The sequence below is a fragment of the Lysobacter enzymogenes genome, assembly GCF_017355525.1.
GTDB lineage: Bacteria > Pseudomonadota > Gammaproteobacteria > Xanthomonadales > Xanthomonadaceae > Lysobacter > Lysobacter enzymogenes_C.
The window spans coordinates 5,233,944-5,248,104 of record NZ_CP067395.1 but is presented as its reverse complement, the minus strand read 5'-3'; the positions used below and the strand labels follow the sequence as shown (position 1 = coordinate 5,248,104).

The window sequence follows — 14,161 nt, the reverse complement described above, 5'->3', positions numbered from 1 at the left end:
TATGAGCTGCAGATGCCGCGGCGTCGCGGCCGAAGCCGCTCCCGCAAGAGAACGCGCCCGTCTCAGCTTTGCGCGCCGGCCAAGAATTCGCGGTGCGCCTTCATCATCGCATCGACCATCGCCCGCTCGGCGAGCGACAGCAGCGGATTCCACACGTCGAAGATCAGCACCACGCGCAGGTCGTCGCTGTCGTTGCGCGCCTCGTGCTCGATCGAATCGTCGAAGATCAGGGTTTCGCCGACCGTCCACTCGCGCCGCTCGAAGCCGACCCGGTACGTGCACTTCTCCGGCACCAGCAGCGGCAGGTGCGCGACCAGGCGCGCGTTGGTCTCGCCGTGGTGCGGCGGGATGTGGGTGTGCGGCGCCAGCGCCGAGAACATCGCGTTCGGGCAGACGTCGGCGATGTCGGCCATCTCCACCGCCTCCAGCGCCGCGCGGGTGGCCGGGCAGCGCGCCAGATGCGCGTCGACCGGCTGCGAATAGCTCCACAGCTTGTAGGTGCTCCAGCGCCGCGAGTGGTTGAGCTCGCGCCACTGGTTGACCGGGTCGCCGGGCTGGTACTCGATGTAGGGCGTGAACTCGGCCTGCTCGTCGCGCAGCACCTGGCGCATCTCGCGCAGGATGTCGTAAGTGCGGCTTTCCAGCTCCGGCACCCAGGCGAACTGTTCGCGGTCGAAGAACGGGATCGCCGGCAGCCGCGGCACGCACAGTTGGTTGCAATCCGACAGATAAGGCTTGCTGCGGCCGACCATGATCGAAGCCGCTTCCTGCCAGCGTCCGCGCACGCCGAACGCCAGCGCCTCGCGCGGCCCGCCGACGCGGTGTTCGAGGAAGGCGCTGAACTCGTCGCGGTACTCGTCGAGCTTGCGCTGGGCGTGCTCGAGCTGGGAGCGCAGCATGTCCGGCCAGTGCGGCGGCGGCGGCGCCACGGTCAGCGCGTTGCGGTACGCCTGCGCGGCCGCGCGCGCCTGGCCCTGGCGCTCCAGCCACGAAGCCTTGGCCAGCAGGCCGGCGAGGAAATACGCATCGCGGCTCAGCGCCGCCTGGATCGCGTTCCACTCGCCTTCGGCGTTGCCGCGCTCGCGTTCGACCACGCCGATCGTCAGCAGGATCATCGGATCCTGCGGCGCGGCGTTGTGCGCGGCCTGCAACAGCTCCTGCGCGCCTGCGGCGTCGCCGCGCTGCAGCGCGTGGATGCCCAGGCTGTAGAGCGCCTGCGGATGCTGCGGCGCCAGCGCGCGCACCTGCTGCCACAGCCGCTCGGCCTCCTGCCACTGGCCCGCGCGCGACGCCAGTCCGGCGGACTGCGCCAGTTGCTCGATCTGTTGGTTCGAACCGTTCAAAACCCGCCCCCGCGGCCGCCGGCGGCGCCGGCGCAGGCTCCAGCATAAGCACCGCCGCGAGCGTCGGCCAGCCGGGACCGCAGCGACCGCGCCGGTTCCGGCGCGGTTGCCGCTCCGATCCGATCAGTTCAGATCCAACACCGCATCGCCGGAGAACGTCTCCATCCGCACCCGGCCGCTGCCGCTGCCGTAGCGCTGCTCGAAGCTCGAACCCGGGCCGTGCTTGGGCCGCTGGATCTGCGCGTTCGGCGCGCGCAGGTCGCCGCTGAAGCTCTCGCCGCGCACCACCGCCGACAGATCGCGCTGCAGGCCCAGGCGCACGTCGCCGCTGACCGTCTTCAACGCGATCTCGCCGCCGTTGTTGAGCGCGGCGGCGATGCGCAGGTCGCCGGACACCGATTCGCCGGACAGCTTGTTCAAGCTCGACTCGTGCGCGGCCAGGTCGACCGAGCCGGACACCGTCTCCACCGCCACCTCGCCGGTCAGGCGGCCGCGCAGGTTCAGATCGCCGCTGACGGTCTGCGCCGACACCTTGGGGCTGTTGAGGGTCAGGTTGAGATCGCCGCTGACGCTCTCGATCTCGGCTTCGCGCGGCGCGCCGGCGACGACCACGTCGCCGCTGACGCTGTCGATCTTGAGCTCGCGCGAGGCCACGCCGTTGACGTCGACGTTGGCCGAGACCGCATCGATGTCCAGGCGCGCGCGCAGCGGCACGGTCACCTTCAGGTCGCTCGGCTCGCTCTTGTCGCCGCCGGCGAGGAAGCCGATGCCGCTGCCGCGGTTGGGGTAGCGCACCTTGATCGAAATCTGCTGCTTGTCGCCCTCGATCGCGAGCTTCTCGACGCCGTCGCCGAGCGAGCCTTCGATCTTGACCTCGGGGCGGTCCCAGACCCGGACCTGGATCGAACCCTTGACGTTGTCGATCTCGACGCTGCCCTGCGGATCGAGCGGGCGGGTTTCGTTGATGGGGGTGGCGGCGAACGCCGGCAGCGCGACGGCCAAAGCCAGGGCCAGCGCGGCGGCGGGTGGAACGCTGCGGTTGCGGAAGGCGGCGGAAATCATCGGAGCGTTCTCCTGGGATCAGGTGTAGGCCAGGCGCTGCGCGAGCGCGAGGCGGCGTGCGTAGGTGCGGCGCAGCTGTTCCAGCAGCATCCGCGAATCGGGGTTGTGCGAGAGCGCGTCGAGGATCAGCGCGGCGTTGCGGTCGAGGTCGTCGAACGCCGGCTTCATCGCCAGCGACGCGGCCGAGGCCGGTTCGACTTCGCGCAGCGCGGCCTGGTACTGCAGGGTCATGCCCTGGGCCTCGCGCTGGAGCAGGCTCGGCGCGGCGCCGGGCTTGGCCGCGGCCGGCGCGGCGGCGTAGCCGCCGTCGGCCGGCGCCATCGGGCCCTGCGCGCGGAAGTGCGCGCTCAGCCCGATCGCCAGCGCGGCCACGCTCGCGGCCAGGGCCAGCGGCGCCATCCAGCCGCGCTTGGCGGCGCTGCGGCGCGGCAGCGCGGCGACGGCGGCCGGAGCGCTGCGCTCGGCGGTCGCGGCCGTCGGCTCGGCCTGGCCGGCCGGCGCCTGCTCGCCCAGACGCGCGGCGATGCCCGACCACAGGTCGCGCGACGGCGGCTGGTCGCGGCGCAGCGCGCGCAGTTGCCAGCGCAGCGCGTCGGGCAGTTCGCCGTCGCCGGCGCGCTCGGGGCCGAGCGGAGTGCGTTCGTTGTCGTTCATGCCTGTTCTCCGAGCCGGGTGCGCAGCAGGCTGCGCGCGCGGTGCAATTGCGCCTTGGAACTGCCGACCGCCATGCCGAGTTCGGCCGCGATCTCCTCGTGCTTCCAGCCTTCCACGTCGTACAGCACCAACACGGCGCGGGCGCGCGGCGGCAGGCTGGCGACGGCGCGTTCCAGATCCATCGACAGCGCGGTGACGTGGCCGGCCGAATCGGCGCTGCCGATCGTGTCGAACGCTTCCTCGTCGCTGTCCTCGAACGGGCGGCTGCGGCGGCCGCGCAGTTCCATCAATGCGGTGTTGACCGCGAGCCGGTGCAGCCAGGTGCCGAACGCCGATTCGAAGCGGAAATTCGGCAGCGCCTGCCAGGCGCGGACGAAGGCTTCCTGGGTCAGGTCCTCGGCGCGGGCGCCGTGGTAGCCGACCAGGCGCGCGATGACGCCGTGGACGCGGCTGGCGTGGCGGCGGTACAGCGCCTCGAAGGCGGCCACGCCGCCGGCGGCGGCCTGCGCGACCAGGGCCTGGTCGGCGTCGGCATCGAGCGCGGGGGCGGCGTCGGGCATGGTGTCGTTCACGGCGGTCAGCATACTGAGTCCGATGCTGGGTCGGGGCTCAGGGTTTAAGGGGGTCGGGGTGGCGAACGGGGCGGCGCGGTGGCCGGCCGACTCGCCCGTGGCGGGACTTCGACGGGACTTTGACGGGACTTCGACGGGGCTCCGGCGGGATTCGAGCGGGATTCAAGCGAATTCCGAGCCGGCCTTTCGGATCGTCGCTCCGCGCCCTCGCCTCAAGCCGGCGACGCTTCAACCGTCATCCCCGCGAAGGCGGGGATCCAGAGACTTCAGAGCCCTGCTGCGGTGAAGCCCTGGATCCCCGCCTTCGCGGGGATGACGTCCGACAAAGGCGCGAAGCCGGAAAGGACTCGGCCCCAAAACGACGCGGCCCGGATGCCAGGCATCCGGGCCGCGCGGTCGAATCGCAAGCACCGCCCCTGTTCCACCCGGAACAGGGACCGCCCGAAGCGCCTTAGCCCTTCAGCGCCGCAGCGATCCGCTGCTGTTCGTCGTGCAAGGCCTGCGGCATGCGCGGGCCGTACTCGCGCAGGTATTCGCCGATGCTGTCGAACTCGGCGCTCCAGCCGGCATGGTCGAAGCCGAACAGCTTGGCGTGGGCCTCATCGCTCAACACCACGCCGTCGAGGTTTAGGTCGGACGCCTTCGGCAGATGGCCGATCGGAGTCTCGGCCGCGCCGGCCTCGCCCTTGACCCGGCCGATCATCCACTCCAGCACGCGCAGGTTGTCGCCGAACCCCGGCCACAGGAACTTGCCGTCGTCGCCCTTGCGGAACCAGTTGACGTGGAACACCTTCGGCAGCTTCGCCGCGTCCTGGTCGAACGACAACCAGTGGCTGAAATAGTCGGCGAAGTTGTAGCCGCAGAACGGCTTCATCGCCATCGGATCGCGGCGCATCACCCCGACCGCGCCGGTCGCGGCGGCGGTGGTTTCCGAGCCCATCGCCGCGCCGACCAGCACGCCGTGGGTCCAGTCGCGCGCTTCGAACACCAGCGGCACCAGCGACGCGCGGCGGCCGCCGAACACGATCGCCGAGATCGGCACGCCGGCGGGGTTCTCCGCTTCCGGCGAATAGCTCGGGCACTGCTTGGCCGACACGGTGAAGCGCGCGTTGGGATGCGCGGCCGGGCCCTTGGCGGCGTCGAACGCGTTGCCGCGCCAGTCGGTGACCGGGGTCTGGCCGTTGTCCAGGCCTTCCCACCACGGCTGCGCATCGGCGGTGACGCCGACGTTGGTGAAGATGGTGTTGCTCTGGATCGAGGCCAGCGCGTTCGGATTCGACTTGGCCGAGGTGCCCGGCGCGACGCCGAAATAACCGGCTTCGGGATTGATCGCGTACAAACGCCCGTCGGCGCCCGGACGCATCCAGCAGATGTCGTCGCCGACCGTCCACACCTTCCAGCCGGCCTGGCGATAGCCTTCCGGCGGAATCAGCATGGCCAGATTGGTCTTGCCGCAGGCCGACGGGAACGCGGCGGCGACGTAATGGGTTTCGCCCTGCGGGTTCTCGATGCCGACGATCAGCATGTGCTCGGCCAGCCAACCTTCATGGCGGGCCTGATGCGAAGCGATGCGCAGCGCGTGGCACTTCTTGCCGAGCAGCGCATTGCCGCCGTAGCCCGAACCGAACGACTTGATCGCCAGTTCGTCGGGGAAATGCATGATGAAACGGCGCTCGGGATCGAGTTCGCCGATCGAATGCAGACCGCGCACGAACGAGTCGCCGCCCTCGATGCGCTTGAGCGCCGCAGCGCCCATGCGCGTCATCGTGCGCATGTTGGCGACCACGTACGGCGAATCGGTGATCTCCACGCCGCAACGCGCCAGCGGCGAATCGATCGGGCCCATGCAATACGGGATCACGTACATCGTGCGTCCCTTCATGCAGCCTTCGAACAGCGCGTCCATCTTCGCGTGCGCCTCGCGCGGCGCCATCCAATGGTTGTTCGGGCCGGCGTCCTCGGGCTGCTGGGTGCAGACGAAGGTCAGGTGCTCCACGCGCGCCACATCCTCCGGATGCGAGCGGTGCAGGTAGCTGCCCGGATGGGTGTCCGGGTTCAAGGTCTCCAGGGTGCCGTCGGCGAGCATCTGCTGGACCAGCGCCTGGTACTCCGCATCGCTGCCGTCGCACCAGTGGATCTTGTCGGGGCGGGTCAGCGCGGCGATCTGCGCCACCCACTCGTTGAGCGCCGGCAACGCGCTGCCCGCGCTCCCCGGCACGGCAGTCGCGGGGGCGGGATCTTTCAAATTGGCATTCACGGCAGTGCTCTCCGGGGGATCGGAAAAGGAAGCGGTTTACGACGAGGGAATCAGCGTGGCCATCATGTGTTCGACATAGGCCTCGAACTCGTCGTGTTGCATGCGGGTCTGGTGCAACTGCAGGTTCAGCTGCAGGAACCCGACATAGGCGGCGTAGAGCAGCCGCGCGCGGTGCTGCGCGTCGGTGCGGCTCAGGCCGGCCTGGCGGAACGATGCGGTGAGGTAATCCAGGCGGCGTTCGGACACGCGCCCGATCACCGGCTGCACGGCGGGATGGTCCAGCGCCTTGAGCAGCTCGGAATAGATGATGTGCGACTTGACCTCGTGGGCGACGAGGTGGAACAGCGAACGCAGGCGCTGGCGCGGATCGGGGATCGGTTCGAGCTGGCCGAACACGGTTTCCTGCTCGACCTTTTCCCAGCGCTCCAGCGCCGCGACCAACAACGCATCGCGCGAAGGGAAGTGCCAGTAGAAGCTGCCCTTGGTCACGCCGAGACGGCGCGCCAGCGGTTCCACCGCGACCGCGGCGACGCCTTGTTCGGCGATCAGATCGAGCGCGGCCTGCGCCCAATCGTCGGCGCTGAGGCGGCCGCTGCGTTCGGGCTTGCTGTCGCTCTTGGCGGGCACGGACGACTTGGCGTCGGCGGACGCGGCGTCGAGCGCGGGCTCGGACTTGTTCGAGGCGGACTGGTTCATGGATGACAAGTTTATCCATACGCCTTGGTCGGGAACAGTACGCAGTGCAGCAAACCGTTCCGAAACGACTCAGGAAGCTGATGCTGCAACGCAACACGAACGCCGGCGAAAACAGCGCTTTCTTGCGCTGCGCGGCGATTTGCGCGGTGCGGACGCAGCGTTGCGCGAAAAACCCGCCGGGTCGGTTGACAGCACTCCGAGGGCGAACCCATACTCGACCGTATGTTACGCGTTTGATGCCAGCGTTTGAATGCCGGGCATCACGCGCGAACGACCCCGACGAGTCGTAAATGGGGCCTGGCCCGCAAAAAAGCCCGGCTCCGCACCGTTCTCACTAGCCTGGTCCAGCCGCACCTCCTGGAGCGCCGTCATGAGCATCGCGATCCCCTTCCTCGCCTTCTTACTTATCGGCGCGATCGCCGCCTATCACCGGCTGCGATTGCCGGTCTGGGCCGCGCTGACCGCGACCGCCCTGGTCGCCTGCTGGCTGCTCGGCGCCAACCCGGCCGCGACCGTCGTCGCCGCGGTGCTGGTGGCGGTCATCGCGCTGCCGCTGCTGATCCCGGCGATCCGCCTGCCGCTGATCACCAAGCCGCTGCTCGGCTTCTACACCAAGATCCTGCCGCCGCTGTCGGAAACCGAGCGCACCGCGCTGGAAGCCGGCACGGTCGGTTTCGAAGGCGAGCTGTTCTCGGGCAAGCCCGATTGGCAGCAACTGCTGAGCCAGCCCAAGCCGGTGCTGACCGCCGAGGAACAAGCCTTCCTCGACGGCCCGACCGAAGAGCTGTGCAAGATGACCAACGATTGGCAGATCACCCACGTCGACGCCGATCTGTCGCCGCAGTTGTGGGACTACATCAAGAAGAACAAGTTCTTCGGCCTCAACATCCCGAAGGAATACGGCGGCCTGGGCTTCAGCGCGCTGGCCAACCACAAGGTCATCCAGAAGCTCGCGTCGATGTCGAGCGTGGTCAGCTCGACCGTCGGCGTGCCCAACTCGCTCGGCCCGGCCGAACTGCTGATGCACTACGGCACCCAGGAGCAGAAGGACCACTACCTGCCGCGCCTGGCCGACGGCCGCGAAGTGCCGTGCTTCGGCTTGACCGGCCCGTGGGCCGGCTCGGACGCGACTTCGATTCCGGACTACGGCATCGTCACGATGGGCGAGTGGAACGGCGCGCGCGTGGTCGGCGTCAAGCTGACCTTCGACAAGCGCTACATCACCCTGGCCCCGGTCGCCACGCTGATCGGCCTGGCCTTCCGCATGTACGACCCGGACGGCCTGATCGGCGACAAGCGCGACATCGGCATCACCCTGGCGCTGGTGCCGCGCGACACCGCCGGCGTCGAAGTCGGCCGCCGCCACTTCCCGCTGAACTGCACCTTCCAGAACGGCCCGATCCACGGCCGCGAAGTGTTCATTCCGCTGAGCCAGCTGATCGGCGGCGAAGCCTACGCCGGCAAGGGCTGGCAGATGCTGGTCGAATGCCTGTCGATCGGCCGCTCGATCACCCTGCCCTCGTCCGGCAGCGGCGGCGCCAAGATGGGCGCGGTCGTCACCGGCGCGTATGCGCGCATCCGCAAGCAGTTCGGCCTGTCGGTCGGCCGCTTCGAAGGCGTCGAGGAAGCGCTGGCGCGCATCGCCGGCCATGCCTACGCGGTCAGCGCTTTGTCGCAGGCCACCGCCGCAGCCGTCGCGCGCGGCGAAAACCCCGCCGTGCCCTCGACCATCGCCAAGTACCACTGCACCGACATGGCCCGCGACGTGGCCAAGGACGTGATGGACATCCACGGCGGCAAGGGCATCATCCTCGGCCCGAAGAACTACGCCGGCCGCAACTGGCAGGCGGTGCCGATCATGATCACGGTGGAAGGCGCGAATATCATGACGCGCTCGCTGATGATCTTCGGCCAGGGCGCGATCCTGTGCCACCCGTGGGTGCTCAAGGAAATGAAGGCGGCGATGCTGCCCGACAAGGCCGAAGCGCTGCGCGAGTTCGACAAGAACCTGTTCGGCCACATCGGCTTCGCCATTTCCAACGCGGTGCGCAGCCTGTGGTACGGCCTGACCGCCTCGCGCATCGGCGCGGCGCCTGGCGACACCTACACCCGCCGCTACTACCGCAAGCTCAACCGTTATTCGGCGACGCTGGCGCTGATGGCCGACACCTCGATGCTGCTGCTCGGCGGCAAGCTCAAGTTCAAGGAATCGCTGTCCGGGCGCCTGGGCGACGTGCTCAGCCAGCTCTATATCGCAAGCTCCATGCTCAAGCGTTACGAGGACGAAGGCCGTCCGGTCGGCGACCAGCCGCTGCTGGCCTGGGCCTTCCACGACGCCGTGCACAAGATCGAACTGGCGCTGTCGGGCGCGCTGCGCAACTTCCCGATCCGTCCGGTCGGCTACCTGCTGTGGGCGCTGATCTTCCCGTGGGGCCGCCGTGCGCAGGCGCCGAGCGACCGCCTCGGCCACCGCGCCGCGGCGCTGCTGATGTCGCCCAACGACGCCCGCGACCGCCTCGCCGACGGCGTGTTCCTGACCCCGTGCGCGAACAACCCGGCCGGCCGCATCAACAGCTACCTGCAGAAGGTGATCCTGGCCGAACCGGTCGAGCGCAAGTTCCTCAAGGCGCTGAAGAACAGCGACATCCAGGCGCTGGACTTCGCCGGCCAGCTCGACGAGGGCGTGCGCGAAGGCTGGATCACCGCCGAGGAGCGCAAGCAGCTGGAAGAACTGCGCGAGATGACCATCGACGCGATCAGCGTGGACGACTTCGACGCGGCCGAGTTGCGCTCGGCGGGTTACAAGCCGTATCCGCAGGACAGCGCCGGCCGCGACGACACGCGCGCGGCGGCGTAAGCGCAGCGCCCGCGCATGCGACGCGATGCGTGACTGGAACGGCGGGCCTTCGGGTCCGCCGTTTTGGTATGCGGCGTCGGCAGAAAGCAGCGCCGCTTTACCACCGTCATTCCCGCGCATTTACGCCCGACACCATTCCCGCGTCCTCACCTACCGTCATTCCCGCGAAGGCGGGAATCCAGAGACTTCAGAGTCATGCAGCGATAAAGCCCTGGATTCCCGCTTTCGCGGGAATGACGGCTGGGGGGTGGCGCTGAAGTCTCTGGATTCCCGCCTTCGCGGGAATGACGGCAGGAAGGGACGACGCAACGCCAACCATACAAAGACGAACCCGCCACCATGAGCGCCAACGTCCTCGCCCTGTACAAAAAACTCACCCGCTACCCCGCCGGCCACTGGCTGTTCTCGCGCGCGGTCTGCATGAAAGCGCCCTACTTCGGCAGCATCAAACCGCGCTTCGAATCGCTCGAACCCGGCCGCTGCACCGCGACGATCAAACACCGCCGCGCCGTCACCAACCACCTCGGCACCGTCCACGCCATCGCCATGTGCAACCTCGCCGAACTGACCGGCGGCGTGATGACCGACGTCAGCATCCCCAAATCGATGCGCTGGATCCCGATCGGCATGCAGGTCGAATACCTCAAGAAAGCCGTAGGCACCCTGCGCGCCGTGGCGACGCCCGCCGCCCCCATCGTAGAATCCGACGCCCCGTACGACCTGCCGGTCGACGTGGAAATCGCCAACCCCGCCGGCGAACCCGTGTTCCGCGCCCGCATCGCCATGCGCGTCTCGCCCAAGCCGAAACGCAACTGACCGAAGCTGCCTGTAGGAGCGGCGCAAGCCGCGACCGCGCCAACCGAACCACGCCGCCACCCCACCCGAGCCGCGCCATGACCGCCACCACCTGGATCTACCTGGCAGGCCTGCACAGCCTCGGCTTCGCCCTGTTCCACATGGCCTTCTGGCGCATCTTCGGCTGGCGCAAAACCCTGCGCACCGCGACCGTCGCCGACCGCGCGATCATCCAGATCCTCAACCTGCGCCTGATCTACGTCGCCCTGGGCGTCGCCGCGCTGTGCTTCGCGTTCGCCGACGAACTGCACAGCACCGCGCTCGGCCGCGCCGTGCTGCTGGGCATGTCGTTGTTCTGGGTCGGCCGCACCGTCGAGCAGTTCGTGTTCCTGCGCATCAACCGGCCGATGGTCCACGCGCTGACGGCGTTGTTCGTGTTGGGGGCGGTGTTGTTCGCGGCGCCGCTTTGGATGTCGAGCTGATCCGTCGCCATCGGCGAGCGCCGATCAGCTGTTCCAAGACCTGCGCTCGGCGGCAGCGCGCCGAACGCTCACCATCGCAATCAACAACGCAACTACCACCATTGGCGCGAATACGAACGGCAAAACCACCGAGTGCCCGATCTTGACGTATATCCACACGTTCACCACCGTCAGCGCCAGACTCCCCGCGAAGCTCATCCTTCTGGACCATTGCGGTTTTTTTTGGTCCGCCCAAAGCATGGCTGCAAACGCCACCACCGCCACCAGCGCCGTCAGCAGGCCGTGACCCGTGCCGAACCAATAACAGCCGACCGCGAACACGAACCCGAAGTAGATCGTCTGCAAAGCAAAAATCCCCTGCAGCGGCCATTCGCACCACGGCAGCGCCTTCGCCCCCGAACGGGCCCAGCGCCTTGCCGCGATCACCACGCAGGCCAGGACCAGTTCGGCCGCGAGGAACCACAGCGTGAGCCGCGGACTGGACAGGAACACCCAGACGATCAAACCCTTGCCGAGCGCGAAGATCGCGGCCAAGGCCAGATAGCCCCATAGGCTTTGGAAGAATGAGCTGTTGTCCCACCAAGTCACTGTTCGCACTCTGGACTCTCGACTGCGCTCGACGGGCAAGCTTAGGCTGTCAATGAATTAGCCGGCAAGCGAGCGGCACCGTTGGAGATTGCCTTGCTCTGTGAAGGCGAGCGTGAATCCATCGCCGATGTCGCGAACGATGGCTTCCAGCATCCTGCGCACTGCGGGTTGTTGCTGGGGTCTTCGATGCGATGTGCATCGCGTGCATCCGCGTTGCGTACAACGCGAAGGAACTTCGCGAACGGTTATTGACAAGTGGTTTCGCGAGCAGCAGGGTTTGCTTCGGAGCGTAGAAACTCCCTACGTAGCGGCACCCACCTCCGAAATCGGGTGGACTTCTACTGACAAGGAGTTCCACGATGCGTCGAAAGTCTCCATCCACGGCCCCCGCGGACTACGTTCTGCTGCCCGTCGAAGCCTATCGCGGCCTGCAAGCGTTCTATGACGAACTGATCGGAGTCGCGCAGACCATCGATCCAGTTACCCCGCCCGCTTCTGAAGTCGATGCCACCGAACAATCGCGCCGCCGCGCCCTGGCTCGCGTGTTCCGTCTCTGGGCCGACCAAGTACACGGCAACCTCCAGGCTGCCCGTTCCGATTAAGACCCTTCACCGCCCACCGGTCGCCGGCCGGCGGCGACCTTCGGTTTGCCCACGGACGCGGCCCCGCCCGTCGAGAATGCAAGCCTCGCCGTTACGCCCGCAACGCTGTGAAGTCGGCGCGCAACCCAATCCGAACTAACCGCAAGGCACTTCATGCAACTACGGCCCGCGCCCGCCCAGACGTAAGTAGCGGAGCCCCGGCTGTAGGTCGCGAACGCCCGAGCGCACGTCGCGGCCACCCGGCCGCAAGCCGTAAACGCCCAGACGCAAGCCGTGGCGTCCCAATCGCAAGCCGCAGGCGCCCAAGCGCAAGCCACGGACAGCCAGCCGCAAGCCGCTGCCTCCCAGGCGCAAGCCACGAACACCCGGCCGCAAGCCGTCGCGTGTCGCGATCGCAAGCCTTTTCGCTCCGACGCCGGACAAAATCGCCTTGCCCGCGACACTCGACGTATCGGCCGCAAGCCGAATCGCCTTGCGCGCTACCCCGAAGGCCTTGCGGTCGCAAACCACGGAGCTTCGTGTGCAAGCCCGCCGGGTTTGCGCGCAAGGCGATTCGGCTTGCGCGCGCCGCTCGGCGGCCCAGGCGCAAGACGCATCCGTTCGCGGTCGGGATCCGGTGGCTTGCGGCCGGTTGCCGCCTTGTCGGGCATTCGCGCTGGGAGCCGAACGAATCTGCGCAACATGCAACGACTACGCTGGTTCAACCGAAGCGAAGGACACAAGGCGTAGGCCCGCGGCGCCGAAGTCCGAACCAGACATCCAGCTTCAATGATTCGCGCTTCGACCTAATCGGCTTGCTCAGGAAATGCGCCTTTCCTCATACGCGCGCACTTGCCCTTTTGGGTGAAGAACGGAGGCGCGACCGCGATTTCGCTGTGGCATCGGTATCCCATATCGTATTGAACCCGCCGATACTTGAATCCGAACTTCTTCTGTAGCGAATCCAGAACGCAGGACGCTCGCAGGTCTGCGTTCTGCACCAGGCACTGCTTCGCCGACCTGGCAATGATGCTATCCGCGGCGTCGCTTCTGCGCCGCGTGTATTCCTCGTCGCGATCGAGGAAGTAGAACAAGACGAAGGCCGCGTCCCCTGCCTCTTTAAAGGACTTGGCGCCGACCCCCATGACCTCCTGGCACCAGTCGCCGCCGCAAAACTCGATAGAGCCTTTCGCCGCAAGAGGCCAGCTTTTCGCTTCAGGGTAATCGTTCTTGAGTATGGCCAGCCCATGCATCTCATCGGAAGCCGCGCGGACGCCAGGCGTTGCAGCCAGGCCGACAGCGAGCAAGACAGAAATCGCGAAGGTACGCATGGCATCGCCAGATGAGTCGGAGAGAGCGGCATCCCAATAGTCGGTTTCGAACATTCACCATCAGCGTGCATGGCGGCGCGAAGATCGAGCCCTAGGCCAACAACCGCTCAATCGCCGCCATGACTTCATCGCGCCGGCTATCCAGAAAGAAATGGCCGCCATCGAAACCCTGCGCGGTCGATTCGCCTTGGGTTTCCTCTGCCCACCCGTGCATGCGCATACCGACGAGCGAATCGCTGCGGCCATACAGCACATCGATCGGCAACGTCCATGCCGGGCGCGGGGCGCGGGCGTAGTCCTCGCTCAACCGCAAGTCGGCGCGGATCGTCGGCAGCAGCAGCTGCACCAGTTCGGCGTTGGCCAGCACCGCTTCGGGCGTGCCTTCGTATTGGCGCAGGCGCGCGATCAACGCCGGTTCGGGCAGGCGGTGCAGGCCGGGCTCGGGGTCGAGCCGGCTCGGTGCGGCGCAGCCGGAGACGATCAGGCGGGTCGGCAGCGGCAGGCCGCGCGCGGCGCATTCGCGCGCGGTCTCGAAGGCCATCAGGGCGCCGAGGCTGTGGCCGAAGAAGGCGAAACGCGGGGCGGCTTCGGCGGCGATGGCGTCGGTCAGGCCGGCGATCAGCGGCGCCCACTGTTGCAGCGGCGCTTCGCCGAGGCGTTGGCCGCGGCCGGGCGGCTGCATCGCGCGTATGCGGATCCACGAGGGCAGACGTTCCTGCCAGGGCAAGTACGCCAGCGGGTTGCCGCCGGCGTAGGGGAAGCAGAACAAGGTCAGCGGGGCGGACGTTGGCGAACGCTCGGCGCCCCAAGCTGTCGCCTGCGGCGCGCCTACGGCCCAGCCGGTCGCTTGCGGCCGGTCCATCGTCCGGCCGGCCGCTTGCGTCCGGCCGACGATCCAGCCGGAGGTCTGCGAACGGCCGACGGCCGCGGACGCTGCGCTCAT

General features: G+C 67.9%; 14 protein-coding genes. 5 read left to right on the top strand and 9 right to left on the bottom strand.

Annotated elements, in window-relative coordinates:
* Nucleotides 1-62: 62 nt before the first annotated feature.
* The 6 genes from JHW38_RS22125 to JHW38_RS22100 all read right to left on the bottom strand — a co-directional run bounded on the left by JHW38_RS22125 (nt 63) and on the right by JHW38_RS22100 (nt 6,584).
* Nucleotides 63-1,343: an aspartyl/asparaginyl beta-hydroxylase domain-containing protein gene (locus JHW38_RS22125; RefSeq protein WP_207523443.1), complete on the bottom strand. Its 1,281-nt coding sequence runs from the start codon at nt 1,341-1,343 to the stop codon at nt 63-65.
* A 123-nt stretch (nt 1,344-1,466) separates the two neighbouring features.
* Nucleotides 1,467-2,405 carry a DUF4097 family beta strand repeat-containing protein gene (locus tag JHW38_RS22120; RefSeq protein WP_207523442.1) on the bottom strand — a complete coding sequence of 313 codons (939 nt, stop codon included), beginning with the start codon at nt 2,403-2,405 and terminating at the stop codon, nt 1,467-1,469.
* A gap of 18 nt (nt 2,406-2,423) precedes the next feature.
* Entirely contained in the window at nt 2,424-3,059 is a 636-nt protein-coding gene (locus tag JHW38_RS22115; RefSeq protein WP_207523441.1) for a hypothetical protein, read from the bottom strand.
* Entirely contained in the window at nt 3,056-3,643 is a 588-nt protein-coding gene (locus JHW38_RS22110) for an RNA polymerase sigma factor (RefSeq protein ID WP_428995270.1), read from the bottom strand. The genes JHW38_RS22115 and JHW38_RS22110 overlap by 4 nt, the downstream gene beginning before the upstream one ends.
* A 439-nt stretch (nt 3,644-4,082) precedes the next feature.
* Nucleotides 4,083-5,849 carry a phosphoenolpyruvate carboxykinase (GTP) gene (locus JHW38_RS22105; RefSeq protein ID WP_207523440.1) on the bottom strand — a complete coding sequence of 589 codons (1,767 nt, stop codon included), beginning with the start codon at nt 5,847-5,849 and terminating at the stop codon, nt 4,083-4,085.
* Between the two features lie 75 nt (nt 5,850-5,924).
* A complete protein-coding gene (locus JHW38_RS22100) occupies nt 5,925-6,584 on the bottom strand; it encodes a TetR/AcrR family transcriptional regulator (RefSeq protein WP_207523439.1) in 660 nt (219 codons plus the stop codon).
* On the opposite strand from JHW38_RS22100, the gene JHW38_RS22095 reads away from it, so the two are divergent.
* The 4 genes from JHW38_RS22095 to JHW38_RS22080 all read left to right on the top strand — a co-directional run bounded on the left by JHW38_RS22095 (nt 6,583) and on the right by JHW38_RS22080 (nt 10,718).
* Complete coding sequence (locus tag JHW38_RS22095) at nt 6,583-6,834, top strand: hypothetical protein (RefSeq protein ID WP_207523438.1); 252 nt, start codon at nt 6,583-6,585, stop codon at nt 6,832-6,834. The two genes, JHW38_RS22100 and JHW38_RS22095, sit on opposite strands and share 2 nt — an antisense overlap.
* Before the next feature lie 120 nt (nt 6,835-6,954).
* Nucleotides 6,955-9,441, top strand: coding sequence for an acyl-CoA dehydrogenase (locus JHW38_RS22090; protein ID WP_207523437.1), 2,487 nt, complete (start codon nt 6,955-6,957; stop codon nt 9,439-9,441).
* A gap of 339 nt (nt 9,442-9,780) precedes the next feature.
* Entirely contained in the window at nt 9,781-10,257 is a 477-nt protein-coding gene (locus JHW38_RS22085) for a hotdog fold domain-containing protein (protein ID WP_207523436.1), read from the top strand.
* Between the two features lie 77 nt (nt 10,258-10,334).
* Nucleotides 10,335-10,718, top strand: a complete 384-nt coding sequence (locus JHW38_RS22080; RefSeq protein ID WP_207523435.1) for a hypothetical protein — start codon at nt 10,335-10,337, stop codon at nt 10,716-10,718.
* A gap of 24 nt (nt 10,719-10,742) precedes the next feature.
* Here JHW38_RS22080 and JHW38_RS22075 read toward each other — a convergent pair whose 3' ends face one another.
* A complete protein-coding gene (locus JHW38_RS22075) occupies nt 10,743-11,306 on the bottom strand; it encodes a hypothetical protein (protein WP_207523434.1) in 564 nt (187 codons plus the stop codon).
* A 359-nt stretch (nt 11,307-11,665) separates the two neighbouring features.
* Between JHW38_RS22075 and JHW38_RS22070 the strand changes: the two genes are divergently transcribed.
* Nucleotides 11,666-11,908, top strand: coding sequence for an XAC0095 family protein (locus JHW38_RS22070; protein WP_207523433.1), 243 nt, complete (start codon nt 11,666-11,668; stop codon nt 11,906-11,908).
* 785 nt (nt 11,909-12,693) lie between these two features.
* Here JHW38_RS22070 and JHW38_RS22065 read toward each other — a convergent pair.
* Both JHW38_RS22065 and JHW38_RS22060 read right to left on the bottom strand, forming a co-directional pair.
* The gene (locus JHW38_RS22065) at nt 12,694-13,272 is read right to left on the bottom strand and encodes a hypothetical protein (RefSeq protein WP_207523432.1); all 579 of its coding nucleotides are present in this window, start codon (nt 13,270-13,272) and stop codon (nt 12,694-12,696) included.
* A gap of 37 nt (nt 13,273-13,309) precedes the next feature.
* Complete coding sequence (locus JHW38_RS22060) at nt 13,310-14,161, bottom strand: thioesterase II family protein (RefSeq protein WP_207523431.1); 852 nt, start codon at nt 14,159-14,161, stop codon at nt 13,310-13,312.

Bases quoted from the DNA above. Each gene is read 5' to 3' on its own strand.
- JHW38_RS22120 (WP_207523442.1), bottom strand. From the start codon at position 2,405: ATGATTTCCGCCGCCTTCCGCAACCGCAGCGTTCCACCCGCCGCCGCG.
- JHW38_RS22115 (WP_207523441.1), bottom strand. From the start codon at position 3,059: ATGAACGACAACGAACGCACTCCGCTCGGCCCCGAGCGCGCCGGCGAC.
- JHW38_RS22110 (WP_428995270.1), bottom strand. From the start codon at position 3,643: ATGCTGACCGCCGTGAACGACACCATGCCCGACGCCGCCCCCGCGCTC.
- JHW38_RS22095 (WP_207523438.1), top strand. From the start codon at position 6,583: ATGGATGACAAGTTTATCCATACGCCTTGGTCGGGAACAGTACGCAGT.
- JHW38_RS22100 (WP_207523439.1), bottom strand. From the start codon at position 6,584: ATGAACCAGTCCGCCTCGAACAAGTCCGAGCCCGCGCTCGACGCCGCG.
- JHW38_RS22090 (WP_207523437.1), top strand. From the start codon at position 6,955: ATGAGCATCGCGATCCCCTTCCTCGCCTTCTTACTTATCGGCGCGATC.
- JHW38_RS22085 (WP_207523436.1), top strand. From the start codon at position 9,781: ATGAGCGCCAACGTCCTCGCCCTGTACAAAAAACTCACCCGCTACCCC.
- JHW38_RS22080 (WP_207523435.1), top strand. From the start codon at position 10,335: ATGACCGCCACCACCTGGATCTACCTGGCAGGCCTGCACAGCCTCGGC.
- JHW38_RS22070 (WP_207523433.1), top strand. From the start codon at position 11,666: ATGCGTCGAAAGTCTCCATCCACGGCCCCCGCGGACTACGTTCTGCTG.
- JHW38_RS22065 (WP_207523432.1), bottom strand. From the start codon at position 13,272: ATGTTCGAAACCGACTATTGGGATGCCGCTCTCTCCGACTCATCTGGC.
- JHW38_RS22060 (WP_207523431.1), bottom strand. From the start codon at position 14,161: ATGAGCGCAGCGTCCGCGGCCGTCGGCCGTTCGCAGACCTCCGGCTGG.